Source organism: Sellimonas intestinalis (assembly GCF_001280875.1).
Classification (GTDB): Bacteria; Bacillota; Clostridia; order Lachnospirales; family Lachnospiraceae; genus Sellimonas; species Sellimonas intestinalis.
The window spans coordinates 37,339-63,156 of record NZ_LGAJ01000014.1 but is presented as its reverse complement, the minus strand read 5'-3'; the positions used below and the strand labels follow the sequence as shown (position 1 = coordinate 63,156).

General features: G+C 47.1%; 24 protein-coding genes and 1 riboswitch. Of the genes, 1 reads left to right on the top strand and 23 read right to left on the bottom strand.

Features of this window, described 5'->3' with window-relative positions; all coding sequences use genetic code 11:
• The 7 genes from AOA56_RS12885 to AOA56_RS12855 all read right to left on the bottom strand — a co-directional run bounded on the left by AOA56_RS12885 (position 1) and on the right by AOA56_RS12855 (position 7,454).
• The gene (locus AOA56_RS12885) at positions 1–966 is read right to left on the bottom strand and encodes an ABC transporter permease (protein WP_048620543.1); all 966 of its coding nucleotides are present in this window, start codon (positions 964–966) and stop codon (positions 1–3) included.
• A 328-nt stretch (positions 967–1,294) separates the two neighbouring features.
• Positions 1,295–1,984 carry a response regulator transcription factor gene (locus AOA56_RS12880; RefSeq protein WP_048620542.1) on the bottom strand — a complete coding sequence of 230 codons (690 nt, stop codon included), beginning with the start codon at positions 1,982–1,984 and terminating at the stop codon, positions 1,295–1,297.
• The gene (locus AOA56_RS12875; protein WP_053769822.1) at positions 1,977–3,134 is read right to left on the bottom strand and encodes a sensor histidine kinase; all 1,158 of its coding nucleotides are present in this window, start codon (positions 3,132–3,134) and stop codon (positions 1,977–1,979) included. The genes AOA56_RS12880 and AOA56_RS12875 overlap by 8 nt, the downstream gene beginning before the upstream one ends.
• Positions 3,135–3,234: 100 nt before the next feature.
• Positions 3,235–4,422, bottom strand: coding sequence for a methionine adenosyltransferase (gene metK / locus AOA56_RS12870; RefSeq protein ID WP_024731564.1), 1,188 nt, complete (start codon positions 4,420–4,422; stop codon positions 3,235–3,237).
• A gap of 261 nt (positions 4,423–4,683) precedes the next feature.
• Positions 4,684–4,781: riboswitch (SAM riboswitch) on the bottom strand.
• Positions 4,782–4,901: 120 nt separating this feature from the next.
• Positions 4,902–6,194: a UDP-N-acetylglucosamine 1-carboxyvinyltransferase gene (locus AOA56_RS12865; protein ID WP_024731563.1), complete on the bottom strand. Its 1,293-nt coding sequence runs from the start codon at positions 6,192–6,194 to the stop codon at positions 4,902–4,904.
• Positions 6,195–6,391: 197 nt separating this feature from the next.
• Positions 6,392–6,907, bottom strand: a complete 516-nt coding sequence (locus AOA56_RS12860) for a shikimate kinase (RefSeq protein ID WP_024731562.1) — start codon at positions 6,905–6,907, stop codon at positions 6,392–6,394.
• 121 nt (positions 6,908–7,028) lie between these two features.
• Entirely contained in the window at positions 7,029–7,454 is a 426-nt protein-coding gene (locus tag AOA56_RS12855; RefSeq protein WP_024731561.1) for a hypothetical protein, read from the bottom strand.
• 193 nt (positions 7,455–7,647) lie between these two features.
• Between AOA56_RS12855 and AOA56_RS12850 the strand changes: the two genes are divergently transcribed.
• The gene (locus AOA56_RS12850) at positions 7,648–8,757 is read left to right on the top strand and encodes an SLC13 family permease (protein ID WP_053769821.1); all 1,110 of its coding nucleotides are present in this window, start codon (positions 7,648–7,650) and stop codon (positions 8,755–8,757) included.
• Between the two features lie 160 nt (positions 8,758–8,917).
• On the opposite strand, the gene AOA56_RS12845 is transcribed toward AOA56_RS12850, so the two are convergent.
• The 16 genes from AOA56_RS12845 to AOA56_RS12770 all read right to left on the bottom strand — a co-directional run bounded on the left by AOA56_RS12845 (position 8,918) and on the right by AOA56_RS12770 (position 25,750).
• Positions 8,918–9,580 carry a V-type ATP synthase subunit D gene (locus AOA56_RS12845; protein WP_024731559.1) on the bottom strand — a complete coding sequence of 221 codons (663 nt, stop codon included), beginning with the start codon at positions 9,578–9,580 and terminating at the stop codon, positions 8,918–8,920.
• Positions 9,581–9,598: 18 nt separating this feature from the next.
• On the bottom strand, positions 9,599–10,969 hold the full coding sequence (locus AOA56_RS12840) for a V-type ATP synthase subunit B (RefSeq protein ID WP_024731558.1): 1,371 nt from the start codon (positions 10,967–10,969) through the stop codon (positions 9,599–9,601).
• A complete protein-coding gene (locus AOA56_RS12835; protein WP_024731557.1) occupies positions 10,970–12,739 on the bottom strand; it encodes a V-type ATP synthase subunit A in 1,770 nt (589 codons plus the stop codon).
• 20 nt (positions 12,740–12,759) lie between these two features.
• On the bottom strand, positions 12,760–13,080 hold the full coding sequence (locus AOA56_RS12830) for a V-type ATP synthase subunit F (RefSeq protein ID WP_024731556.1): 321 nt from the start codon (positions 13,078–13,080) through the stop codon (positions 12,760–12,762).
• Positions 13,073–14,044 (bottom strand): V0D/AC39 family V-type ATPase subunit, encoded by a 972-nt coding sequence (locus tag AOA56_RS12825; protein WP_048620536.1) that lies wholly within the window; start codon positions 14,042–14,044, stop codon positions 13,073–13,075. The genes AOA56_RS12830 and AOA56_RS12825 overlap by 8 nt, the downstream gene beginning before the upstream one ends.
• Positions 14,045–14,078: 34 nt before the next feature.
• Positions 14,079–14,672 carry a V-type ATP synthase subunit E gene (locus AOA56_RS12820; protein ID WP_024731554.1) on the bottom strand — a complete coding sequence of 198 codons (594 nt, stop codon included), beginning with the start codon at positions 14,670–14,672 and terminating at the stop codon, positions 14,079–14,081.
• A 43-nt stretch (positions 14,673–14,715) separates the two neighbouring features.
• A complete protein-coding gene (locus AOA56_RS12815; protein WP_024731553.1) occupies positions 14,716–15,192 on the bottom strand; it encodes a V-type ATP synthase subunit K in 477 nt (158 codons plus the stop codon).
• Positions 15,192–17,210: a V-type ATP synthase subunit I gene (locus AOA56_RS12810; RefSeq protein WP_024731552.1), complete on the bottom strand. Its 2,019-nt coding sequence runs from the start codon at positions 17,208–17,210 to the stop codon at positions 15,192–15,194. Before AOA56_RS12810 ends, AOA56_RS12815 begins: the two co-directional genes overlap by 1 nt.
• 30 nt (positions 17,211–17,240) lie before the next feature.
• Positions 17,241–17,549, bottom strand: a complete 309-nt coding sequence (locus tag AOA56_RS12805; protein ID WP_024731551.1) for a hypothetical protein — start codon at positions 17,547–17,549, stop codon at positions 17,241–17,243.
• Positions 17,550–18,893: 1,344 nt separating this feature from the next.
• A complete protein-coding gene (locus AOA56_RS12800; protein WP_024731549.1) occupies positions 18,894–19,391 on the bottom strand; it encodes a tRNA (cytidine(34)-2'-O)-methyltransferase in 498 nt (165 codons plus the stop codon).
• A gap of 39 nt (positions 19,392–19,430) precedes the next feature.
• Positions 19,431–20,606 (bottom strand): aminotransferase class I/II-fold pyridoxal phosphate-dependent enzyme, encoded by a 1,176-nt coding sequence (locus AOA56_RS12795; RefSeq protein WP_053769820.1) that lies wholly within the window; start codon positions 20,604–20,606, stop codon positions 19,431–19,433.
• A complete protein-coding gene (locus AOA56_RS12790) occupies positions 20,606–21,088 on the bottom strand; it encodes an Lrp/AsnC family transcriptional regulator (RefSeq protein ID WP_048620799.1) in 483 nt (160 codons plus the stop codon). Before AOA56_RS12790 ends, AOA56_RS12795 begins: the two co-directional genes overlap by 1 nt.
• A gap of 7 nt (positions 21,089–21,095) precedes the next feature.
• Positions 21,096–22,079 carry an AIR synthase-related protein gene (locus AOA56_RS12785; protein ID WP_024731546.1) on the bottom strand — a complete coding sequence of 328 codons (984 nt, stop codon included), beginning with the start codon at positions 22,077–22,079 and terminating at the stop codon, positions 21,096–21,098.
• 12 nt (positions 22,080–22,091) lie between these two features.
• The gene (locus AOA56_RS12780; protein ID WP_053769819.1) at positions 22,092–23,231 is read right to left on the bottom strand and encodes a peptidoglycan binding domain-containing protein; all 1,140 of its coding nucleotides are present in this window, start codon (positions 23,229–23,231) and stop codon (positions 22,092–22,094) included.
• A 141-nt stretch (positions 23,232–23,372) separates the two neighbouring features.
• Positions 23,373–24,011, bottom strand: coding sequence for an endonuclease III (gene nth, locus AOA56_RS12775; RefSeq protein WP_024731544.1), 639 nt, complete (start codon positions 24,009–24,011; stop codon positions 23,373–23,375).
• Positions 24,008–25,750 carry a B12-binding domain-containing radical SAM protein gene (locus AOA56_RS12770; protein ID WP_053769818.1) on the bottom strand — a complete coding sequence of 581 codons (1,743 nt, stop codon included), beginning with the start codon at positions 25,748–25,750 and terminating at the stop codon, positions 24,008–24,010. Before AOA56_RS12770 ends, nth begins: the two co-directional genes overlap by 4 nt.
• Positions 25,751–25,818: the final 68 nt, after the last annotated feature.

The following is a 25,818-nucleotide window of genomic DNA, read 5'->3' as shown; positions in this document are numbered from 1 at the left end:
CTATTCATAGCGGATTCTCGGATCCAGCATTGCGTAAATGATATCAACAACCAGCATGACCACCGCAATGGATACGGACATAATCAGATATATTCCCATCAGGGTTGGATAGTCTCTCTGGTTGATAGCTGTCATTACAAGCCGTCCCATTCCAGGCCAAGCAAATACAATCTCAATTAGTGTCACTCCGGTAATCAGGTAAGCCATGGAAATACCAAAAATCGTAACCGTCGGAAGAATTGCATTCTTAAATATGTATTTATTAAAGATTTTCTTCTCACTCATGCCGACAGCTCTGAGTGTTGTGACGAAATCCTCATTCGTAACCTGAAGGACAGATGACTTTGCGATCCGGAAATATTGCGGAATCAGCACAAGCGTCAAAGTTGCCACCGGAAGAACCATATGTTTCGCAATATCCATATAGTACATTATCCCCGTGTAGGAAGCTCTTGTATCCGTCATTCCATAAGAAGGTAACAGGCCCAATCCAGATGAGAACACAAGGATCAGCATTAACCCCAGCCAGAAGTTAGGCATTGAGTTAAACACATAGGAGGTTCCGGACGATACAACATCGAAGATCCGGCCCTCCCTTCTGGCGGCACAAATCCCCATGATCGTGCCAATCAACGCGGCCAGTATGGCGGCTGTAAGCCCTAAAAGTACGGTTGCTCCCACTCTCTCGGAAATCATCTCCGAAACAGGTCGGTTGTAGATCATGGAATTACCAAGATCTCCCTGCAAAGCGGTTTTCAGGTAACTCGTAAACTGCACCGGAATCGGTTCGTTCAACCCATATTTTTCTTCCAGCGCCTGCCTCATTTCCGGACTATCATTGTCTTTTCCCATCAATGTTGTGATCGGATCTCCCGGAGCCATCTTCATCAGCGCAAAATTTAAAGCAAATGCAATAAGCACTGTAAGAATCCCCGTACAAATTCTTCTTACAACGTATCTCTTCAATGTATGTCCCTCCTCCTTAGTTAGTTTTATACTTATTATTATAATTTTTCACTTTAATTTCGTCAATATATTGTGTCATATTTATACTTTTTACTATTATTTTCGTTGTTTTTTACAACTTTTTTCATTTTTACCCAACTTTTCGTACCGCAGTATTATAATATTTGCACTAATTTTCTTTATTTATAAATGTATGTGTTATATTCAATTTATGTATATAAAAAGAAGGTTCTTATGAAATAAGAAAAACCTCAGTCAGACCTGTTCTCCTCCTGTCTGACTGAGGTTTTTCTTTTTATGATATGTTACCTGATCATGTTCATCTTCTTTACACTTTAAACCGATATCCCACTCCCCAAATCGTCTCAATATACTGTGGCTTAGATGTGTCGTACTCGATCTTTTCCCGGATCTTTTTGATATGGACAGTTACAGTGGCAATATCTCCGATGGACTCCATGTCCCAGATTTCACTGAAAAGCTCGTCCTTAGTATACACATGGTTCGGATGGCTTGCAAGAAAAGTGAGAAGGTCAAACTCCTTCGTCGTAAATGCCTTTTCTTTCCCATTGACCCACACGCGTCTTGCAGTCGTATCAATCTTCAATCCCCGAATCTCGATCAACTTGTTTTCTTCCACATGGCTTCCGATCAGGCGCTCGTAACGAGCCAGATGTGCTTTCACCCTTGCCACCAGTTCACTCGGACTGAACGGCTTTGTCATATAGTCATCGGCTCCAAGTCCCAGACCCCGGATCTTATCGATATCGTCTTTCTTAGCAGATACCATGATAATCGGCACATCCTTTTCATCCCGAACCCTCCTGCAGATTTCAAATCCGTCCACACCAGGAAGCATGAGATCCAGTATCAGAAGATCAAAGTCCTCCTCCAGGGCCTTCTGAAGCCCCATGTTCCCATCGTTTTCTACTTCCACTTCAAAGCCGCTTAACTCCAGATAGTCTTTCTCCAGATCCGCGATTGCCCCTTCATCTTCTACAATAAAAATCTTACTCATAGATTGGTACCTCCTGATATTTTCGGATGACAAAATACATAACCGTCCCTGTACCCGGTCTGCTTGTGGCCCAGATCTTTCCTCCATGCTCTTCAATAATCTTCTTCACAATCGATAGTCCGATCCCACTGCCTCCCTTGGAAGAATTCCGCGAGGCGTCCGTCCGGTAAAACCGGTCAAAGATATATGGCAGATCCTTGGCGTCAATCCCTTTTCCGTTATCTTCCAGCTCTACCTGGATAAAATCTCCGACATCCTTGACTCTGAGATTAATCCGTGGCTGTTGCTTGTCCATATATTTCAGGGAATTGCTGATGATATTGTTGATCACACGCATAAGCTGCTCGGCGTCCGCAATGACCTTGACGTCATCGCTCACATAATTAAAATAACCGAATTCCACACCCTGGTTTTGAAGATCAGATGAAAGATTCTCGGCACAGTCGTTGAAATAATCGTTGACCCGAACCGGCGCGAAATTATATGGGATGCGGTTTGTATCAATCTTCGTATAGAATGTCAGCTCATTGATCAGGGTATTCATTTCATTAGCCTTATTGTAAATAGTACGGATATAGCGATCCATCTTCTCCGGCGTATCCGCAACCCCATCCATGATCCCCTCTACATAGCCTTTGATAGCCGTAATCGGTGTCTTTAAATCATGGGAAATATTACTGATGAGCTCTTTGTTGTCCTTGTCATTTTTGAGCTTCTCCTCTGCGTTATCTTTCAGTCTGCGGCGCATGGTCTCAATGTCCTTGCAGAGCTGACCTATCTCGTCATTCTTCTCCGGCCGGAGTTCAAAGTCCAGTTCTCCTTCCGTGATACTTTTCACCGCAATCTCCATCTTCTCGATAGGGCGCAGGAGGCTTCGATATATCCACAGAATCATCGTCATGGCTGTTAGAGCGAGAATCAGAATCACTCCACCCATCATCGTAACAAGAAACTCATGAACCTCCGGCATCTCATTTAAGGTTCCAAGCGACTGCTTGAATTCCCGATACTCCTCCCCTGAAATCCCATAGGTCTGTTCAATGGCATTGATGTGGTAATTAGCTACTCCCCACACGACGAATCCCGCCAGAACCGCCGGTAAAATCGTGATAATAACAAATGAAATAATCAATCTTGTCTTTAATTTCAAAACAGTTCTTCCTCTCCGCTTTCCTGGCTCTGATCACAGATACAGTATATCACGAAGGGGGCGCTTCCTCTATAAGCGCCCCCGAAATTTTCGAAACTTTTTATAAATAGCTTTTCAGAGTCTCTACCTTGTCCAGCTTCTCCCACGGGAGAGCCAGATCATTACGTCCGAAGTGTCCGTATGCAGCCGTCTGCTTGTAGATCGGTCTTCTTAGATCCAGCATCTTGATGATTCCTGCCGGTCTTAAATCAAAGTTCTCACGGATGATCTTTACAAGTGCTTCATCAGAAAGCTTTCCTGTTCCAAAAGTATCCACCCATACGGAAGTCGGCTGTGCCACTCCGATTGCATAGGAAAGCTGCACCTCGCACTTCTCCGCAAGTCCTGCCGCCACGATATTCTTGGCCACATAACGTGCCGCATAGGCCCCGGAACGATCTACCTTTGTGCAGTCCTTTCCGGAGAACGCGCCGCCGCCGTGGCGTGCCATTCCGCCGTAACTATCTACGATAATCTTCCGTCCGGTCAGTCCGCTGTCTCCGTGCGGTCCGCCAATCACAAAACGCCCTGTCGGATTAATAAAGAACTTCGTATTCTCGTCAATCATCTTCGGATCGAGTACTGGATCAAAGACATATTTACGAATGTCTTCGTGGATCTGCTCCTGGGAGATCGCCGGATCATGCTGTGTGGAAAGAACAACTGCTTCCAGACGCGCTGGCTTTCCATCCTCGCCGTACTCCACTGTTACCTGAGACTTTCCGTCCGGGCGCAGGTATGCCAGTGTACCGTCTTTTCTTACATTGGCAAGCTGCTTGGTGAGCTTATGTGCCAGAGCAATCGGATATGGCATATATTCCTCAGTCTCATTGACCGCATATCCGAACATCATGCCCTGATCTCCTGCTCCGATCGCCTCGATCTCTTCATCGGACATCTTGTGCTCTTTTGCCTCCAGCGCCTTGTCAACACCCATAGCGATATCGGTGGACTGCTCGTCGATTGCTACCAGAACGCCGCAGGTATCAGCGTCAAATCCAAATTTTCCTCTCGTGTAGCCAATCTCTCTTACCGTGTCGCGCACGATCTTCTGTATATCGACATAAGCGTTTGTTGTAATCTCGCCCATGACCATTACAAGCCCTGTCGTCGTACAGGTCTCACATGCCACACGGCTCATCGGATCCTGCTCCATCAATGCGTCCAGAATCGCGTCGGAAATGGCATCGCAGACTTTATCCGGATGACCTTCCGTTACTGATTCAGAAGTAAATAATAATTTTTCCATGATTTCCTGCCTTTCCTTTTCTCTCATAGCTTTGTCTGTTTCCCTGGCGGACTTGTTTTTTGCGGGACACGGGTTTCATGTTGCTAAATATAGAGTTCCGCTTGCGGAACTCCCGCGCCGAGCGCGGTCGTTTTAACGACAGATTTTCACTTCGCGCGAGTGCGCATCCCGCGGAGCGTTTTTTTAGTAGGGAACCTTGTTCCCTAGTAAAAAAAATAAGCCCACCATAAGCGGACTGTATATTGATATCATATATCAATCCTCTTATTGTTCGATTACTCGCTCAGGCTGGCACCTTCCGTATCCGGGGTTGCCGTGGCTTCCTAGATCCTATGTATCTCCACCACTCTGAATAAGAGAAAATATAACTTAATTTACTTGTCACTGAACAAAATCATAACATTATCGTATGTTTCTGTCAAGAGGTTTTTAAATCAAAGCAGGGATACGGCTCTCCGCATCCCACTCTTCTCCACCTATTAACTTACCTTTAGTCTGAATTTCTGAATCTCTTTCTCGCTGGAAACCTTCTCAATCTCTGCTCCAAGCTCTCTTAACTTCTCTTCAAACCGCTCGTATCCACGCTGAATATAAACGATATCATCTACAATCGTGATACCTTCCGCCGCCAGTCCTGCCAGTACCAGCGCCGCTCCTGCTCTTAAATCCGGTGCACTCACACGTGCTCCGGAGAATCCCTCCACACCCTCGATGGTGGCAGAGTTACCCTCGATCTTGGACACCGCCCCCATACGTGCAAGTTCGTCAAGGTATTTGAACCGGTTCTCAAAAATGCTCTCAGTGATGGTGCTGGTTCCCTCACACAGAGCAAGCGCCACACCCATCTGCGGCTGCATATCTGTCGGGAATCCCGGATAAGGAAGCGTCTTCACCTGTGTATGGCGCAGCTTTCCCTTGGATACAACACGCACCGCATCGTCAAACTCCTCTACCTCACATCCGATCTCCACAAGCTTCGCAATCGTTGCTTCCAGATGCTTTGGAATGACATTGAGCACAGTCACATCACCCTTTGTGACCGCAGCGCCGAACATAAATGTCCCCGCTTCGATCTGATCCGGAATAATGGAGTACTCGGTCCCGTGGAACTTCGACACTCCTTTGATCTTAATGACGTCTGTACCTGCCCCGCGGATATTAGCTCCCATACTGTTAAGGAAGTTCGCAACGTCTACAACGTGCGGCTCCTTGGCTACGTTCTCCAGGATCGTCATGCCATCTGACATGGATGCCGCCATCATCACATTAATTGTCGCTCCAACACTCACCACGTCAAAATAAATATGGCTTCCTACAAGCCGTTCCGAATCAGCCAAGATCTTGCCATGCTCGATCTCCACCTCTGCGCCGAGCGCACGGAATCCTTTCAGATGCTGATCAATCGGCCTGCTTCCAATGTTGCATCCGCCAGGAAGCGCTACTTCCGCGTGCTTATATTTACCAAGTAGCGCACCCAGAAGATAATAGGACGCCCTGATTTTCTTGATATAGTCATAATCAATACTGAAATCATGCACAGAGCCACCGCTGATTTCCACCGTATGGCGGTCGATCCGCTTAATCCGGGCTCCGATTCCTTCCATCGCCTCTAATAAAACATTGATATCATTCACATCCGGAAGGTTATCAATGTGTACTGTCTCATCTGTCATAATGGCCGCCGCGAGAATCGCCAGCGCCGCGTTTTTGGCTCCTCCGATGACTACTTCGCCAACAAGCGGAGTCCCTCCCTTAATAATATACTGCTCCATATCACACCTCGACTACTATTTAATCGTATTCGTAATTTCGTCCAAATCTATCTATACATTCAACTGATGTTCACAAATCATTCACAAAACATAGCTTTACCGATCTAGTATAGCACAAAATCTGCCATTGTAAAACACCTAATTTCCAGCTCTGCCGGATCTATACCAAACCATCAGACAGACCGGACGGCTCATTCTCAGCTTTCTCCCCTGATATCACCGAAAATGGCAAGTACTTTTTCCACCGTTTCTCCCATGGACAGACCGTCTTCATTGATACGGATATCCGCGTACTGCTCAAACAGCCTGCACCGCTCGTCATAAAGATCCCGAAGCGTCTGCCCGTCTCTGAGCACCACGCCGCGGCTCCTTGCATTCTGAATTCTGGTCTCAATCTCTGTGTACGGTACGTGAAGATAAACAATGATCCCAATCTCCTGATAATGCCGCATGGCGTTCTCACAGTACACGACACTCCCACCCGGTGCGATCACTGTCCTCTCAGCCTGCACAGAAGCATTGACCTGGTCTTCTACCTCCAGGAAACCAGCCGTCCCTCTCTCCTGAATGATTTCCCGCAAAAGCTTTCCCTCCTGCTCCTGAATCATCAGATCCGTATCGATAAACCGGTATCCCAGACGCTTTGCCGCCACAATCCCGATCGTACTTTTTCCGGATGCCGGCATCCCTATAAAAATGAGATTCTTCTTCATCCGTCTTCCTCTTTTCTATTATCGATCCCTTTCTCCCTAGAAAAACGGTATCGCTTTTGTCTTTCGTTTTTATTTTATCATGCTTTAAACCTTGCGTAAACCCTGTATCCTGACGAAAAATTCAGGAAAAGTGTCTGCAATTTCTGCGATATCGGCATCTTCTTTGCACAATCTCCTGAAACAGCAGGATTTCCACCAAATCCATTACAGATTGTTCCCTTGTTTTCCTCTTTCCCCCCAGTTCCTGAGTCTTTATCTGTTCTTTTTCCAGTTCCATGGCGATCTCCTGCTTCTCCCCCTCTTTCATCCTGTCGTAGATCCTCCCCGCCATCAGATAAAGAAGCAGCCGATCCGGATATTCATCGTAAATCATACTGCCCTCATATTCCATCCGGTCGCACTCATCCTCCACATACGGCAGAATTTTCTTGGCAGACATCGGGTACATACTCTTCATGTATTCCATATCCCGGCGGTCCTGTTTTTCCTCACCGTACTCCTTCAAATCCATCGGATAGGTCATATAATAAGGTAGTTTATGTTCCATATTCTTCGCACTTCCTGTCTGATATAATCTACTTTACCATATGCAATAACTGGTATTTTGCAGCTTGGCCCCACGCTTTTCCGGGAAATTTCTTTATTCTTCTATTTCCTGTGTCAGAAAGCATGACGAAATTTTGCTTTTCTGCTATAATTCTTCATATCGCAAAACTGTGTACGAAAGGAAATTATTGGAAATGATAAAGAAACTGGCTGTTCTATTTAAAAATGATATTGTACTTCTGATCTCTTTTTGTCTGGCCTTACTATCGTGTCTGATCACGCCGCCCGGGCCGGAATACCTCGGCTATCTTGATTTTCATACCCTGATCTTACTCTTCTGCCTGATGCTCATTGTAGAAGGACTCCGGGAGGCCAATTTTTTCCCGTACATCGGAAATCTTCTGCTCTCACGAACTTCCTCCAAACGGGGGCTTTCCCTTGTTCTCGTGTTTTTATGCTTTGTGAGCAGTATGTTCATCACTAATGACGTCGCCCTCATCACCTTTGTGCCATTCGGCATCCTGATCCTGGAGATGGCCGGTATGGAATCGCGAATCTGTTATCTGATCGTCCTGATGACAATCGCGGCTAATTTGGGAAGTATGTTCACCCCGGTCGGAAATCCGCAGAATCTTTATCTGTACTCTCTTACCGGCCTGAAACTGCACGAATTTCTCCTGCTGATGTTGCCGTTTACCGCACTGTCTGCCGCACTCCTTGTTTTGTTTGCCCTCTTAGGCACGGAACGTGGATCCATCCGGATCCAGATGGAAAATACTTCCCTTACGAAAAAAGGGACGCTCCTGTTTCTTGGCCTTCTCTTTCTTTTCTGTATGCTCTCGGTAGCAGGCATCCTTTCCGACTGGATTTTGCTGATCCTCATCGTGATCCCGCTTCTGATCCATCAGAGGACCCTGTTTACAAGAGTGGATTATTCGCTGCTTCTTACCTTTATTTTCTTTTTCATTTTTGTTGGGAATATCGATCACTTTGAACAGTTAAGGGTTTTCATCAGCTCTGTCCTTGCGCACCATGAGCGGATCATCAGTATCCTTGCGAGCCAGGTTATCAGCAATGTTCCCGCCGCCATGCTGCTCTCCAATTATACGGCAGAGGTGCAGGAGCTGATTATCGGAACAAACCTCGGCGGTCTTGGAACTCTGATCGCCTCCATGGCAAGCCTCATATCCTACAGGCAGATTTCTGCCCGCTACCCACGGCAGAAAGGAAAATATTTTATCATTTTCACCATCTGTAATGTGATTTTCCTGCTGATTTTATATCTCGTATTCCGGTGTTTCTGATCCTGTTCTATGACAATGTAAGAAATGCACAATACGTTTTATCATCGCAATTCCCGGATCTTACACAGAATACATATTAACAAATGAACACGATCAAAGAGGGCGTTACGGACTGACAGTCCTTCATAGACTGCCACTCACGTATCCGCCCTCTTTACGATTACGCCTGATGCTCTTTATAATGATGTGCTTCTTCCAGCATCATATCTTTTACTTTCATCAGCCGGATCTGAGAACTTCTCTCATTTTCATCCAGCTTCATTGTGATATATCTGATATTTTCCCGTGTCTCAGGAATAATGACATGTTCCAGCGCGTTCACCCGGCGTCTCGTCTTCTCGATCTCGGACGCCATTAACTGACATGCCTTTTCCGTCTCCGCCAGCTTTAGCATATCCGGAAGGATATCAGCCAGTGACTTCACCGCTCCGTCCAGATCGCTGGACGTAAAGGCAAAGCCGTAAGAATAGATATCGTTTGCGTCCGCTGTTCTTGTCTTTGTTTCAAAAACAGGGATATCCACGCTCATAACATTCTTCTCTCCAACCCGAAGCTCAACAGACTGTTTCGGCATCATCAGAGCTGTACGCAGTGTCTCCCCGGACATACCTGCCCTGGCAATGACAAAGTTTTTATTAGCCGTCTTGATTCCGGCTTCTACCTTCTCTCGAAGAGCCATATTTTCCCTGACAAGATCCAGGAACTGGCGCATCAGCTCATCACGCTTATCTTTCAAAAGTTTATGGCCTCTCGTCGCAGTTACCAGCTTTTTCTTCAGCCTTGTGAGTTCCATACGGGTCGGTGTTACCTGTGTAGATGCCAAGCCAGTTCACCCCCATTTCTATTTGCCATAATACAGATCCAGATATTTATCGTCGATTCGTTTCAGCTCGCTTCTTGGAAGAATGGAAAGCAGTTTCCATCCGATCTCCAGCGTCTCCTCGATAGAACGGTCTGTTCCGTATCCCTGGGAAACATATTCCTTCTCAAATGCATCCGCAAATTTCGCGTAGATTAAATCGATCTCGGTCAACGCCGCTTCCCCAAGGATGACCATGAGTTCTTTCGCCTCTTTACCACGCGCATATGCGGCGAAGAGCTGGTTCATTGTGTTGGAGTGGTCCGCACGAGTCTTGCCTTCTCCGATTCCTTTGTCTTTCAGACGGGACAGGGACGGCAGTACGTCGATCGGCGGCTGTACTCCTTTCCTATAAAGGTCACGGCTTAAGATAATCTGACCCTCTGTGATGTATCCGGTAAGATCCGGAATCGGATGGGTCTTATCATCTTCCGGCATGGTCAAAATCGGAATCATCGTGATACTTCCGCTCTTTCCATTCTGGCGTCCTGCTCTTTCATACATAGACGCAAGGTCTGTATACATATATCCAGGATATCCACGACGTCCCGGTACTTCTTTCCGGGCTGCGGATACTTCTCGAAGTGCGTCCGCATAGTTCGTGATATCTGTCAGGATAACAAGGACATGCATGTTTTTCTCAAATGCAAGGTACTCTGCCGCTGTCAGCGCCATCTTCGGCGTGGAAATACGCTCTATCGCCGGGTCGTTTGCCAGGTTGATAAACAGGACTGTACGGTCCAGAGCTCCTGTCTCGCGAAAACTCTCAATAAAGAAGTTGGATTCCTCGAACGTAATACCCATTGCCGCAAATACAACGGCAAACGGCTCGTCAGTTCCACGTACCTTAGCCTGCCTTGCGATCTGCGCAGCAAGCTGTGCATGCGGGAGGCCGGATGCAGAGAAAATCGGAAGTTTCTGTCCACGTACCAATGTATTCAGGCCGTCGATTGCGGAAACACCTGTCTGGATAAACTCTTCCGGATAGCTTCTTGCCGCCGGATTCATCGGGAGACCGTTGACGTCCAGACGCGCCTCCGGCAGGATTTCCGGGCCACCGTCGATCGGACGTCCAAGTCCGTCGAACACACGTCCCAGCATATCTTCGGATACACCAAGCTCCATACTTCTGCCAAGGAACCGTACCTTACTGTTGGAAAGATTGATTCCTGTCGCACTCTCAAACAACTGTACCAGTGCGGTATCTCCGTCAATTTCCAGAACCTTGCAGCGACGTGTCTCCCCGCTTACAAGTTCGATCTCTCCCAATTCGTCAAACGCTACGTCTTCTACTCCACGGACCATCATAAGCGGTCCGGCAACTTCCTGAATGGTTCTATATTCTTTTGGCATTTAGAAGTCCTCCTTTCCGAATGTGTCCGCTACTTCTGCCGCGAGCTCTTCTGTTACCTTCTGATAAGCTCCATCCAGCTCATCTTCGTGGGTGTATTTAAAACGTCCGATCTGCTCACGTACCGGCATACTGATCAGCTTATTCATGGACGCCCCCTCTGCAAGCGCCTTAGAGGATTCCTCGTAGAATGAAAGCACCAGTTTCATCAGCAGATACTGCTTCTTCAGAGAAGAATAGGTGTCAATCTCGTGGAAGGAGTTCTGATGCAGGAAGTCCTCACGGATGGATCTTGCCGCTTCCATTTTCAGACGGTCGGACGGTGACAGTGCATCCATACCTACCATCTTCACGATCTCCTCGAGTTCTGCTTCCTCCTGGAGCAGCGCCATCATCTTCTGGCGGTTATCCATCCAGTCTTCTGCTACCTCTGAATTAAACCACTTTTCCATATCGTCCAGATACAGAGAATAACTCGTCAGCCAGTTGATCGCCGGAAAATGTCTCTTGTATGCCAGATTGGAATCCAGTCCCCAGAAAACCTTTACGATACGAAGGGTCGCCTGGGATACCGGCTCGGAAATATCACCACCCGGAGGGGATACAGCTCCGATTACGGAAAGGGCTCCCTCACGGTTATCCTTTCCAAGAGAAACCACGTGTCCCGCGCGCTCATAGAACTGTGCAAGACGGCTTCCCAGATAAGCCGGGTACCCTTCCTCACCTGGCATCTCCTCCAGACGTCCGGACATCTCACGGAGCGCCTCGGCCCAACGGGATGTGGAGTCTGCCATCAGGGCTACAGAATATCCCATATCACGGAAGTACTCCGCAATCGTAATACCTGTATAGATAGATGCCTCACGTGCCGCAACCGGCATGTCGGAGGTATTCGCAATCAGAACGGTTCTCTCCATCAGGGATTCTCCGGTTTTCGGATCCTTCAGTTCCGGAAACTCGTTCAGAACGTCCGTCATCTCGTTTCCACGCTCTCCGCATCCGATGTAAACAACGATATCAGCCTCCGCCCATTTTGCGAGCTGGTGCTGGATAACTGTCTTACCGCTTCCGAATGGTCCCGGAACCGCTGCCACACCGCCTTTTGCGATCGGGAAAAACGTATCGACAACACGCTGACCTGTAATCAAAGGCATCTTAGGCGGCAGCTTCTTCTGATACGGACGGCCCTTTCTTACCGGCCATCTCTGCATCATCGTGAGCTCCTTGTCTCCCTCCGGTGTGGAGAGTACGGCAACCGTCTCCTCCACTGTAAAGGAACCGGAACGGATCTCCTTTACAGTTCCCTTTACATTCGGAGGCACCATAATTTTTTGCTGTACGACAATCGTTTCCTGAACAGTCCCAAGCACGTCGCCGCCTTCCACTTCGTCTCCTACCTTTGCAACCGGGACAAATTCCCATTTCTTATCTCTTTTCAGAGAAGGAACTTCTACTCCACGTTTCAGGCTGTTTCCACCTGTCGCCTTCATAATATCGTCGAGCGGTCTCTGGATCCCATCGTAGATACTTGTGATCAGCCCAGGTCCAAGCTCTACGGACATCGGCACATCCATGGATTCTACCGGCTCGCCCGGTTTGAGTCCTGCCGTCTCTTCGTATACCTGTACAGAAGCCTGATCACCGTGGATCTCGATGATCTCGCCGATTAATCGCTGATCACTTACACGAACCACGTCGAACATGTTGGCATCACGCATTCCTTCAGCGATAACCAGCGGCCCTGCCACTTTCTTTATCGTTCCCTTACTCATTTCGACAATCACCTGCTTTCCTAATTACCACCAAACAGAATATCCGAACCTACTGCCTGTTCCACAGACTTCTTTACTCCTTCAATTCCCGATCCCGTGTTTCCACTGATTCCAGGAATCTGGATTATGGTCGGAACAATCGCATCCTTATATCTGTCTATCTCGTGTTTCAAAACAGCCGCCAGAGCCTCGGTGACATAGATGATCCCCGTCTTGGCCTCCGCAAGCTGTGTCAATGTTTGCTTTGCCTCCTCCGGGCCATTTACCGGAAAGATGTCAAGACCGAGGGCAGCAAAACCATAAATACTGTCATAATCTCCTAATACTGCTATCTTATACATACATCTCCCGTACCCTTTCCCGGATGGATTCTACCGGAAGATCGTTCTGCTTTCCGGTCAGTATAATCCTCACCGTTTTGATTTCGTTTTCCCGTGCCAGCACATATGCTACAACCGGGCCGATCGTAAACGGATTGTAAAGCTGCGGCCGGATCGTCTCGACAATCCGGTTGTCGCACCAGCACTCAAACGCCGAAGCCGACTCTTTGAGCGCCTTGGCTCCTCCTTTGTAAGCGGTGCTCTCCAGATATTCTTCGATGGCATCCATTCCGTTTTGTGCCGCTCTCATCAGGGCATTGATGTTGACACTGTCACATTCTGCCATTGCTCTTTTCATAAATTCCAAACTCTTTGCGGTCTTCTGTGAACGTACCGCAATTTTGATATCCGCAACCGCAACGGTAGATTCCGCATAGTCGCGGATAATCTCTTCTCCTGACCTTTTACCGGCCTCGTAAATTGCCTCCAGCGCGGCTTTGTCAACCATAATGTCGCAGAGCTGCCCGTCCTGCGTATGAAGCAGTGTCTCATACGCTTCCCGGGCGATCCCGGCCATAAAGCCCGGAAGTCTTCCAAATTCTTTCTTCTTAATGATGTCCAGCATCTCCTCCCCGGAAATCTGTGTATCGGGTATAAAGATATCGGACACAGCCCTCTCAGAAGCCGCCTGTTTAATGGCCGCTTTCAGATTCTGGAACAGATCCGCATAGGAGATCACGTCAAACACCGACGGATCATCCGCAAGGCTTTTGACCTCTTTCCATGTCTTTTCACGTTCACATGATAAAATCGCTTCTGCATCGAGCGGGGTATCCGCATTTCCCCATCCTTTCTCCTGAAGGAGCAAAAGACACTGCTTCTCATCTTTGCAGGCAAGAAGCTGGTCTATGACCGCCTGGGAAAACAGCGATACTTCCATCGCCCTGATCCGCGCAACCGCATAGGTGTATTGATTTTTTGCCATTGATTACATCCTCCTTTTCGCGGAATTGCGCTGTTTAAAAAAATAATACCTTGTGTACCCTGTCCTGAAGCTCATCCCTCTTTGCGTCAAAGATTGCTCTGAATGAGCAGTTCTCTTCGATTCCATTATACAGAAGGACGAATCCGCCTTCCATGCTTCTCGTCTCTTGGGAAACAGTAAGCTTGCCGCCCCTTTCATCCGCAATCCGGGCAAGCTCCACCGGAAAGCTTTCAGGCATTCTTGCCAGGTCCTTCTCAGAAAAGAGAATCTTTCCCTCCTGCGGAAGTACATATGTTCCAATCATCTTCCGGATGGTCTCAAAATACTCTCCCGGCTCCATGGAGCAGAACTTCTGATAGGCAGACTCGATCACCTCGGCGATGATCTCCTGTTTTGCGGCCAGAAGTGCGGTACGGCGTTTCTGCTCATCAGCCGATTTTAGTCTTGCCTGATAATCTTTCACGTCTTGTTCCGCTTTCTTCATAATTGCTTCCGTCTGCTTCTTCGTCTCCTGTTCCGCCTCCGCCCGGATGGCATCAGCCTCCTGGGCTGCCTTTGCTTCTTTTTCTTTCGCAAGGGATTGTGCTTCTTCCAGAATCTGGCTTATCATCTTATCTAATCCAGTCATTCTCAAGCTCTCCTTTACTTCTAGATTATCGTCCTTCTATTCATTAAACCTGAATTGCTGTTACAGCAAGGATAGAAATCAAAAGTGCAAGGATCGCATATGTCTCAACCATCGCCGGAAACAGCATCGCTTTACCGAACTGATCCGGTTTTTTTGCTACGATTCCGATTGCCGCTGCTGCTGTCTTTCCCTGGGAGATTGCGGAGAGAAGTCCTACAATTCCGATTGGCAGACATGCCGCAAGGATCAGAAGACCCGTCTTCACATCAAGGTCTGCTACACTTCCGCCAAGAAGTCCGACTTTGGAAAGCGTAATAAAACCTACCAGTAGTCCATAGATACCCTGTGTACCAGGAAGCAACTGCATGATCAATACCTTCGCGAATTTGCTTGGATCCTCCGTTACTACGCCTGAAGCCGCCTGTCCGGCAATCCCTACGCCAATAGCAGATCCGGTTCCCGCAAGGAATACCGCTACTGCCGCACCAAGTAATGCATAAACAATTCCTAATTCACTCATTATTTCGTTTCCTCCTTAATATCTACATATTTTGTATCTGCTCTAAGCGGATGAAATTCCCGTCCGCCGCCTTCATAAAACTTACCAAAGAATTCTACATACTGAAGACGGTTTGTATGGACATAGGCGCCAAGCAGGTTGATCGCCAGGTTAAATACATGCCCGATGATAAATACAATAATAAATACGATGGCACCAAAGATTCCCTTGCCAGCCATACTTCCCATCTGGTTTACTACGGACGCAATTACTCCGGTTGCAAGTCCGAGTGCAAGCAGTCGGGAATAAGAAAGCACATCGCTTAACCACCCGGTGATGTTGTACAGATCATATGCACCAAGCGCAATCCGAAGCCCCGGATTTTTGCTGCTTCTTCCTGACATCAGAAGAATTCCGACTGCTCCGATAATCGCAAGCCCCTTCGATAAAGTCTGCAGCGCCGGCGGAAATACGATTGTCATCTGTGAAATTGAATAAAAAAGACTGCTCGGTAACAGCATCAGGATCAATCCGATCAACAGCAGATACCAGAGCACCACGTCACAGAAGAAATCCAGGTAGCGTTTGTCGCGGATACACATGTATCCTTTAATTCCAAGTCCCGTAAACAGATGGATCATTCCAAGCAGCATGGAGAAAATCAACAACCTCATCGGATCGTTCAACGGGATAAACCAAAGTGCCGGAATGCTGACCTCATGGCCGAAGAAGACTCCGGACACCACATCCACCACATCTCCAAAGTAACCGCCGAAAAGAATCCCCCACACCAGTGTGGAAATTCCACAATACATGAACATTCGCAGGGACTTTGACATGCTCTCCGACATTCTCGGGTACTTTTTTAACAGTACAAAACATGCCACCGATACGATCAGACCGTACGCTGCGTCTGAAAGCATCATTCCAAACAGAACTACATAAAATATGAACATGATCTTTGTCGGATCCATCTCCCCTTTGGCCGGAAGTCCGAAAGACGCAAGCACACCCTCTACGGATCCTGCCGCCTTTCCATTTTCCAGAAGAACCGGAGCTTCCTCCTCTTCTTCCAGATCCTTCACCTCAACAAAAAGGCTGTACTTCTCATTCAGATATCCAGATATTTTTCCTGCAAGCTTGGCCGGGATATATCCGCTTAAAACAAAGGTTTGTTTTGTCTGAGGCATCTCCGAAAGCGCTTCATAGCGCTGCACTTTCATACGGTAATAATCGGACAGTAGTTTGAATGAACTGCGCTCATCGCTCTTTTTGATGATCTCTCCTGTGATCTTATGGATCTCCTGACGGATGTCGTCAAGTCTTTCTTCTATCTTCTGTATTTCCTCCGCCGGAATACCGGACGGTACATTCACCGGCTTCGCAAAACCGGCTGCCCTCAACGCTTCTTCCATACGATCCGCCTCTTCCCTGAGACAAACCACCGTCAGGCAGGTCTGATCTTTGTCTTTTGATACAATCTCAATATCTGCCGCTGACAGATCCGGCGCATACTCTGCGATCTGACCCGCAATCTCATCCTGATTCAGGACACTGCCTATACTTCCGATAAAGACTCTCGCTGCTTTCGTTCCCTCAAAACTCATCGGGATATCCAGCGCAAGCCACGGTCTGAGTATCTCTTTCTGGGTCTGCAGTCTCACGGTCTCCGCAAGAGCCTCGGACTGCTTCTTCCTAAGAGCAATCAGCTCTCCAGCCGCCTCAAGAATTCGGACATGGTCTGCCACTACTTTGGAGTACTCATCCTGCTCTACCAGTTTCTTCCCTTCCAGTGAAGAAAACATAGAGGTCTTTTCCGGGGTCTTTTCCTGCAGAACATCGAGTGCCTGTTCCAGAACAGAAATCCGCTTTTCAAACTTCTGTCTGTCTTCCAGTGTGTCCATCTTCGTAAGTCCGTCCCCTCCGGCCTTTGACGTCTCGATTTCAATCGCCCCAAAACCCTGAAGATCTTTCAGTATTGCTTTTCGGTCTTTTTTCATCGCGCAGATACTTATTCGCTGCATCTGCAATACTGACATACGAAAATTCCCCCTTTCTTTTGGAATCCACTACAGCAGTCCTGCCATCACCGCATCCACTGCCTGTGCTTCCCTTTGTTTCGCCACCGCCTTCAATGCCTCCACCTCTTTTGAAATCTCTGCTTCAAAAGCTGCTTCCCCTTCTCTGGCACTGTCTGAGGCGGCATCTAACTGTTGCTTCGCCGCTGCGTTCGCTTCGCTGACAGCAGCGGCCCTCTTCTCTTCGGCTTCCTGTTTCGCCTGTGCAAGCATTTCTTCCGCTTTTTCGTCGGCGTCCTTTACAATGGCGTCGGCTTTCGCCTCGGCCTCCTGAATCGCCTGAATTGTGTCATGTATCACTCGCTCACCACCTTTGTTTATCATTCTCTGCCCCATATAGGCCTATCTTATCACAAAATATTTTAAACTGCAATTTTTTTAATGTGCAATTCAGATAACAAAAAAGGCTTATTTCTTCCTATTATAATGCATATTTCACAAATGTAACTTTCCGTAACTTTTTTCGGCCTTTTTATACTTATTGATGAATCTTTTGAAACATCCTGACTCTAATTAGTTTATCTATAAGTTAAAATTTTTATTTGAATCTATTATATTTTTTTCAAATCGGCTCACTTTTTTCGTACTTTAGTCTAAAATAATGTTTTTTGAATGCACTCCCCAGCCACAGACCATAGAAAAAGAAATTCCCTGCCTCTCATCTCTGAGAGGCAGGGAGCTAAAAAAAGAATATCCTTTATAGCAGTTTCGCAAGGACTTGAAAACTTAACTTACACCTTCGTTGTATTACGGAGTAAAGGCAGAGCAGGCGTTGAAAATACCGGCTTTACAGACCTAATTTTCAAACGGTAAGGAGTTTATAGCTTTACCCACAAAAGCTGTTTTTAACTGCGTAACACCTCTCACAACATAAAACCGCTTATTCGTTGCTGCTATCGTCTTTCCGTTTCGTTCCTTTCCGATATCTTTATCGCAGAAAAGGACTGTAAAAACTCCGTAGCAAGCATAGGAAAAGGGTACCCTTTCCTAAAAATACCCCACGTTTTTGCCTGTTGGGATAATCCCAATCCCTTACAAATCGGAATTTGCTAATGTATATATCCCAACTTTTTCAGGAAATCAGCATAGCGAACCTTTTGAATAGGTATCATATCAGAGGAATTAACAAAGAGAATATATTCCTTTTCTGGTATCCACCTATATGCAACGGTTTCGCCCTATTGAAGAGATACTCCTGTTTTGTCGCAATCTGTAATACAAAGAAATTGATAATAGATTGTATCACTGGAAATATATCGACCTATTTCCTCTAACGAATTTTCAAGATGTAATTTTTCTACCACTACGATAAATAGCATAGTTATTTGTATTCGTCAATGGTCATGATGAACGGGCCTTGCCCGCCATTGACAAGTACAAATGATAATGCTTGTATGGTAGACAAGAAAGTGAAAGCAGCGAGTACTTTCGATAATTATGGCCTTTCTTTACATCTGTTTGTATCGTTTTATATCGCCGCGGAAAATCTGGGCACCATTTGGGTACCAAAGTACTAAAAACCAGAATGTTTTCAAATGCTCTAAAAGGCAAAAAATTCAGCATTTAAAGGCTTTTCACGGTGCAATGTCTTTTTGAAGCTTAAAATCAAATACTATTTTTTATTTTCTTCTTTCCAGCAGATTTCTATTCCTTCCAGTCCAGCCTGTGCAGATGTCCTTCCAGATTCATTCCGGCAAATCCATTCTGACGCAGTGCCTCATAGAGAACGATGGCTGCCGAATTACCAAGATTCAGCGACCGGATCTCTCCGATCATCGGAATCCGGATACAGGTATCTTCATAGTCCACAAGGATCTCCTCTGGAATCCCCGCACTCTCTTTGCCGAACATGATATAGCAGTCCGGCTCATAGTGGACTTCCGTATAAATCTGGTGAGCTTTCGTCGTCGCCATGTAAATCCTGGCTCCCGGATTTTGGTCCAGAAAATCTTCAAAATCAATGTAGGTCCGGACGTCCAACTGAGCCCAGTAGTCCATCCCGGCCCGTTTTAAATTTTTCTCTGTCAACCGGAATCCTAACGGCTCAATCAGGTGCAGTCTCGCACCGGCCGCCACACAGGTCCGCCCGATATTTCCGGTATTTGCCGGGATCTCCGGCTCATGCAGCACAATATTCAGCATCTGTACCTCCCCGCACAGCCTTCCTGTTTTTCAAATTAGCTATGCCTGTTTCTGATTTCTAAGTTTTATGATAAAAGATTCCAGCCGCCCGATAGCAACTTTCAGATCCTCCAGGGAATATGCGTACGAAATCCGAATAAATCCTTCTCCACTGTCCCCAAACGCCGTCCCCGGCACAACAGCCACCTTCTCTTCTTCAAGAAAGCGCGTCGCAAACTCTTCTGACGTCATACCGAATTTTTGAATACACGGGAACAGGTAGAAGGCGCCTTCCGGCTCAAAACACGGTAAGTCCATCCGTTCAAATTCGTGGAGCAGATATCTTCGCCTCTGGTTGTACGCCTTTCGCATCTCCTGTACTTCATCTTCGCAGTTTCTTAAGCCCTCCACAGCGGCATACTGGCTGTTGGTCGGTGCACACATGATGGCGTACTGATGGATTTTGAGCATCTGCTCCAGAATAACCTCCGGCCCGCACGCATAGCCAAGCCGCCATCCTGTCATGGCAAATCCTTTGGAAAATCCGTTGATGACAATCGTCCTCTCTCTCATACCTGGGAAAGATGCAATGGAAACGTGATCTGTCCCGTATGTAAGCTCGGAATAGATTTCATCGGAAATGACAAAAAGGTCGTACTCGACAGCCACCTCCGCAATCGGAGCCAGATCTTCTTTCGTCATTATGGAACCCGTCGGATTATTAGGGAACGGAAGTACAAGGATCTTCGTCCGGTCTGTGATCTTTTCCTCCAGGTCTTCTCTGGTGAGTTTAAATTTATTCTTCTCATGAAGCGGAATGACAACCGGCACCCCGTCCGCCAACATGGCACACGGCAGATAAGAAACATAACTTGGCTGTGGAATCAGCACCTCATCTCCCGGATTTAACATGGCGCGCATGGCGATATCGATTCCTTCGCTTCCTCCTACTGTGACGACAACCTCAGACACCGGATTGTAGGACACCTGGATCTTCCTCCTCAGATAGTCCACAATCTCCTCTTTTAATTCTTTCAGCCCTGCGTTGGAGGTATAGAAAGTCCTCCCTCGCTCCAAAGAATAGATTCCTTCCTCGCGAATTCTCCAAGGCGTATCAAAATCCGGCTCACCCACTCCCAGGGAAATAGCGTCCTTCATCTCATTTACAATGTCAAAAAACTTCCGGATTCCAGACGGCTGGATGTTTACGATTTTATCAGATAATGGATTTTTCATTACGGCATCACCAGTACCCTTTCTGCCTTCTTCTGTGGCGCAAGAATCGTCCCATGATCTTTATACTTCTTTAAAATAAAGTGGGTCGCCGTAGAAAGCACCGGCTCGATAGGGGAAAGCTTTTCCGATACGAAGCGGGATGCCTCTTTTAATGTCTTGCCCTCCAGAATAATCAGAAAGTCGTATGCTCCCGAAATCAGGTAGACTGCCGTCACCTCCGGAAACTTGTAGATCCGTTCCGCAATCCGGTCAAAGCCGAGATCTCTTTGCGGCGTCACACGGACTTCGATCAGGGCAGTCACTGACTCTTCCCCTGTCTTGTCCCAGTCAATCAGTGTATGATATCCGCAGATAATTTTCTCCTTTTCCATTTCCGCAATTTCATTTGCGACTGTCATCTCGTCCGTACCGAGAAGCACTGCCAGCTCTCCTAAATCTACACGGCTGTTTTTCTCCAGATATCGTAAGATCTCTGTTCTCATATTCATGCTATGTTCCTCCTTTACAGATCCGAAACCACTCATCCTCCGCCGGACGGTCTGTACACCGTCTCTCCTCCCCGTTGAGAATGATCTTGTCCTTCCCTGCTTTCATTCTGCCAATGACAGATGCCATAATCCCTTCTCTTTTACAGGATTCTACAAAACCGCGTCCATCTTCCAGAATTACAAGCAGGCATCCTCCCGATGCCATCTGATATGGATTCAACCGGAAAAGTTCACAGATTTCAATGACGTCCTGCCGGATCGGAAACTTCTTTAAGTCCACTTCATATCCGGTTTTTGTTTCCTCAGCCAATTCCCACAGCGCTCCGAACACGCCTCCTTCTGTTACCGGCTTTACAAAATCCGCATGAAACCCTGCCGCTTTTTCGGCCGCTCTTACTGCAAACAGATCGTTTTTGGAATTATAAAGTTTACTTAAGAATACTGGTACAAACCGTTCTCTTACTTCCTTTTCTTTCTCATAGAGCACCCGAAGGCTTCCCTCCAGAGCAACCGGATTGACAAGGACGATTTCCCTGCCTTCATACTTTCGTCTGTACGCTTTCCTTTTCTCTCCGGCCCAGCCCAACCCCGTGACCGACACGGTCATCGTCCGGATATCCGGCGCGGCCTGCACCAGGATATTCAGAATCTGAATGTCCTGCTTCTTTACCATCCCTTCCAAAATTTTTGTCATCTCTTTGACCGATTCTTCCTCTGTCTGCTCTGGGACGAGGACGGACACCCTTACCCCAAACGGATGCCCGCCCTTTGCGGCGACTGCTGTCACCGCCCTGGCCGCGGCATAGACAAAAAGCTCCTGCTCATTTCCAGTCATCAGGCTCTCGGAAACCACCAGCTCCTCACCGGAGGCCGGGATCTTTGTACAGTGCTCCCATACATACTCTGGAAGTCCCGGATGATCGTCTTTCAGTTTTCTATATACGGACCTCTGATACGCCGCCTGTGTCAAAATTCCATTCCTCATCGTTCTTATCCTTTACTCGTCCTTTTCCTCGTCATTTGCTGCCGCTCCATAGATCGTGCAGACAAGCTCCCCCTCCCCGTTTATATACGATTCAATATAGAGAGGTGCTTCTGTTTTATTCTCAATTTCCAGATCCTGCTCCCTGTCAAACCTGACAGTCAGTCCGTCCTTTTGGCCGCTGCCCAAAGACTGCGGCTTATGGAACTCGGAAATCACAATTCCGGCATCCTTTGCAGACTCATAAAGACAGGAAGCCATCATCTGTAACGCCTCCCCCGACGTACCGTCCCTTAAAAATTTCTCCAGGACACTCTGTAAGGAGAGCTTCTTCTCCGGCATCACAACCTGCCCGTTTAAGGCCGCGGTTAAAGGCAGCAATTCCTGTTTCCGGTCATCACGTTTCACTTTAATAGTGGCGCTCCCTTTTTCTACTTGAATTTTTTCCAGGTCCTTCCTGGAGATCTTTGGTTCCTCCTTCATAGAGGATACTTCCAGTTCGATCTCCCTGCCAGCCTCCAGGTCGTCCAATTCGTCCCTGATCCGGTCGAGAAGATCCTCTGTATCAGCCGTCTCCCCATCTTTTTCCCCTATAATCTGAAACACACCGCCCACTCTCGTGATACTGGCGTTCACCGCCCCTTCAAAAAAATCCACCGTCTTTTCTTTTAGCACACTCTTTGCCTGTTCTTCTTCGATCTCATAACCGGCCTCATACTCAACCTTCTCTTTCTTTGCCTTACGGATCTTGCGATAGCGCTGGTAAAGATTTCCCCTCTTTCCATAGGCCACAGCCTGATCTGCCAGCTTCTCCACGTCTCCCTGCCGGATCCCGAGTTCTGACAGCGTCACTTTGGCCGTCTTGTCCCCGGCTTTCAAGGTCATCGGCGTATTTCTTAAGACCGTCCACCGACCCTCAATCTGTGCAACCGCCTGCTTCTTTGTCAACCCCGATACATCAATCCCCTGTACAAACACGTTCTGCTCAATCTGATCTTTGTCCATCCTGTGTACATAACGATAAACCGAGGAATAAAAAATGCCGACTATAAAAACAGCGCATAGAAAAACAAGCCCCGCAAGAGCAATAAACTTTCTCTTCTGAGCCGCACTCATTCTCTTCGATGCAGTTTTTTCTTTCCTCCGCAGTCCCATAGGCGCTCCCACCATTCCTCTTATACCAGATAAGGTATAATCATTGTCGCAACCATCGCAAGAATGACCACGACGATAATGATCGAGATCAGTCTCCGTGTCTTTTTGTCATAAAAATTCATCCTATCGTCCTTTCTCCTGTCAGACTTTTCCTTTTATTTTATACTCTTTACAGTACTTTTGCAAGGAACAATCCCCACACTTTGGGTTTCTCGCCGTGCAGATCGTCCTCCCAAACTGGATGATCTGAATATTGTAAAGAATCCAGTGGTCTTTCGGAAGTTCCTTCATCAGATCCCTTTCGATCTTTTCCGGATCCTCCTGCTTCGTAAATCCCAGCCTCCCTGAAATCCGCTTCACATGGGTGTCCACCACCACACTCGGGACATGATAAATATTCCCCCGGATCACATTGGCCGTCTTTCGTCCCACTCCGGCAAGGGAAGTCAGCTCCTCCAGTGCAGACGGCACCTCATCCCCATACTTTTCGTGGATATCCCTCATACAAGCAATCAAATTTTTCGCCTTGTTATGGTAAAATCCGGTCGGACGGATATCCTCCTCCAATTCTTTGAGATCTGCCGCCGCAATCGCCCCCGGAGAGGTGTATTTTTGAAACAGATCTTTTGTCACAATATTAACTCGAGCGTCTGTACACTGAGCGCTCAGCATAGTAGCCGCCAGGAGCTGCCATGGAGTTTCATAATTCAGATAACATTTATATTCTGTACCAAACTGGCTGTCCAGAATATCCAAAATCTCTTTTGTCCGTTTTTTCATCGATCGTCTCTCCCATCTTCCCCAATCCGCATCATATGCGCTTCATAATTCAGCGGATTCCTTATTTGATAATCAAAGAGCAGAACAGTCCTGCACGGTTTCATATCCCGGTCCACCTCATAGTCAAATATTTCTATATGTGTCATCTTCCGAAGTTTCCGGCTCTCTGTCTGTCCGTAGGATTTCAAATATGCCGGTTCTTTTTCTTCCCGGTCATAAAATGCTTTCAAATACGCTTTATCGGCGGACGGTTCCCCCGCAAAGTCCGGCCTGTTCTTGACATTTTCCCTCAAATAAAGGTCAAAGACCAAAAGCTGTCTGTAGAATTCCTCTTTCCCACTTACCTGCTTCCGTATAAAAGCTGACAGGATCTCATACCGTGCGATCCTCGTATGATTTCTCTTAAACAGCCCGTTTTCTTCATAATATGAGCCAAGCGCTTTATACATGGAAAACGGAGAATCAAATTCCAGCACCAGCCAATCTAATGTGTGGGAAAACTGTCCACTATTATAGTAGACTTCCACCATTTCCTCGATCTGTTTCAGTCGGGCGATCTCCCCGTAGGAAAGCCAGTTTGTCCCAAGCACCTCGTACGGCGGGCGGTCTTTATAGATAAGCCCATATTCCCTTGCATGTTCCTGCATATACGAGCCTTTCAACACTTTCAGAAAACCTAGCTGAAGCTGGTCCGGTCCAAGTGCGTACACATCGTCAAAGGATTTTCCAAAGCTTTCATAATCTTCCATCGGCAGTCCGGCGATCAGATCCAAATGCTGGTGCGTATTGCCCATGGTTTTAATCTGCTTTGTCACTTCAGAAAGCCGCTTGAAATTCATGGTCCTTCGGATCTTGCGAATGGTATCCGGATTCGTGGACTGTACTCCAATTTCAAGCTGAATCAGTCCCGACCTCATCCGGGAAATCAGCTCCAGTTCCTCTTCATCGAGAAGATCAGCAGATACTTCAAAATGAAAGTTCGTCACCCCATTGTCATGTTCCAGAAGATAACGCCATATCTCTTTTGCATGGGTGTGATGACAGTTAAACGTGCGGTCTACAAATTTTACCTGCGGCACTTTCTGGTCAAGGAAGAATTGAAGCTCCTTTTTCACCAAATTCAGATCACGAAAGCGCAGACACTTGTCCACTGAAGACAGACAGTAGCTGCACCTGTACGGGCAGCCCCGGCTTGTCTCATAGTAAATGATTTTGTGTTCAAACAGGCTCAGGTCCTCATATACAAACGGTACCCGACTTAGATCCATAACGTCCCGCCATTCGTTTTCCCGGATCTCTCCATTCTCTGTACGAAACGTAATTCCAGCAATCTCCTCCAATGTTTCCCGTCTGCCATGGTAATATTCCAGAAGTTCCAGAAAGGTCTCCTCGCCCTCCCCCTTCATCACTCCGGTCACTTGTCGAAGACGGGTCAACACGTCCACGGCATCGTAGGAAACCTCAGGACCTCCAAGCCACAGAATCGTCTCAGGGAGAATTTTTTTGATCTCCCTTGCCAGCTCCTCCACATAATCCAGATTCCAAATGTAGCAGGAAAAGCAGAGCAGATCCGGCTTTTCCCGGTACAGATCCATAAGAATCTCATCCATCTGCTGGTTGATCGTATACTCTAAAATCTTCGTTTCGCTTACATAGGCTTTTGCAAAAGCCCGAAGCGAATAGACAGCCAGATTGGAGTGAATGTATTTTGCATTGACCGCCGCCAAAATGATTTTCATGTGTAAATTTTCTCCTTTTTATTTTGCCGATTTTATTGACATTTTCCTCAAAACACGGTAAACTTATG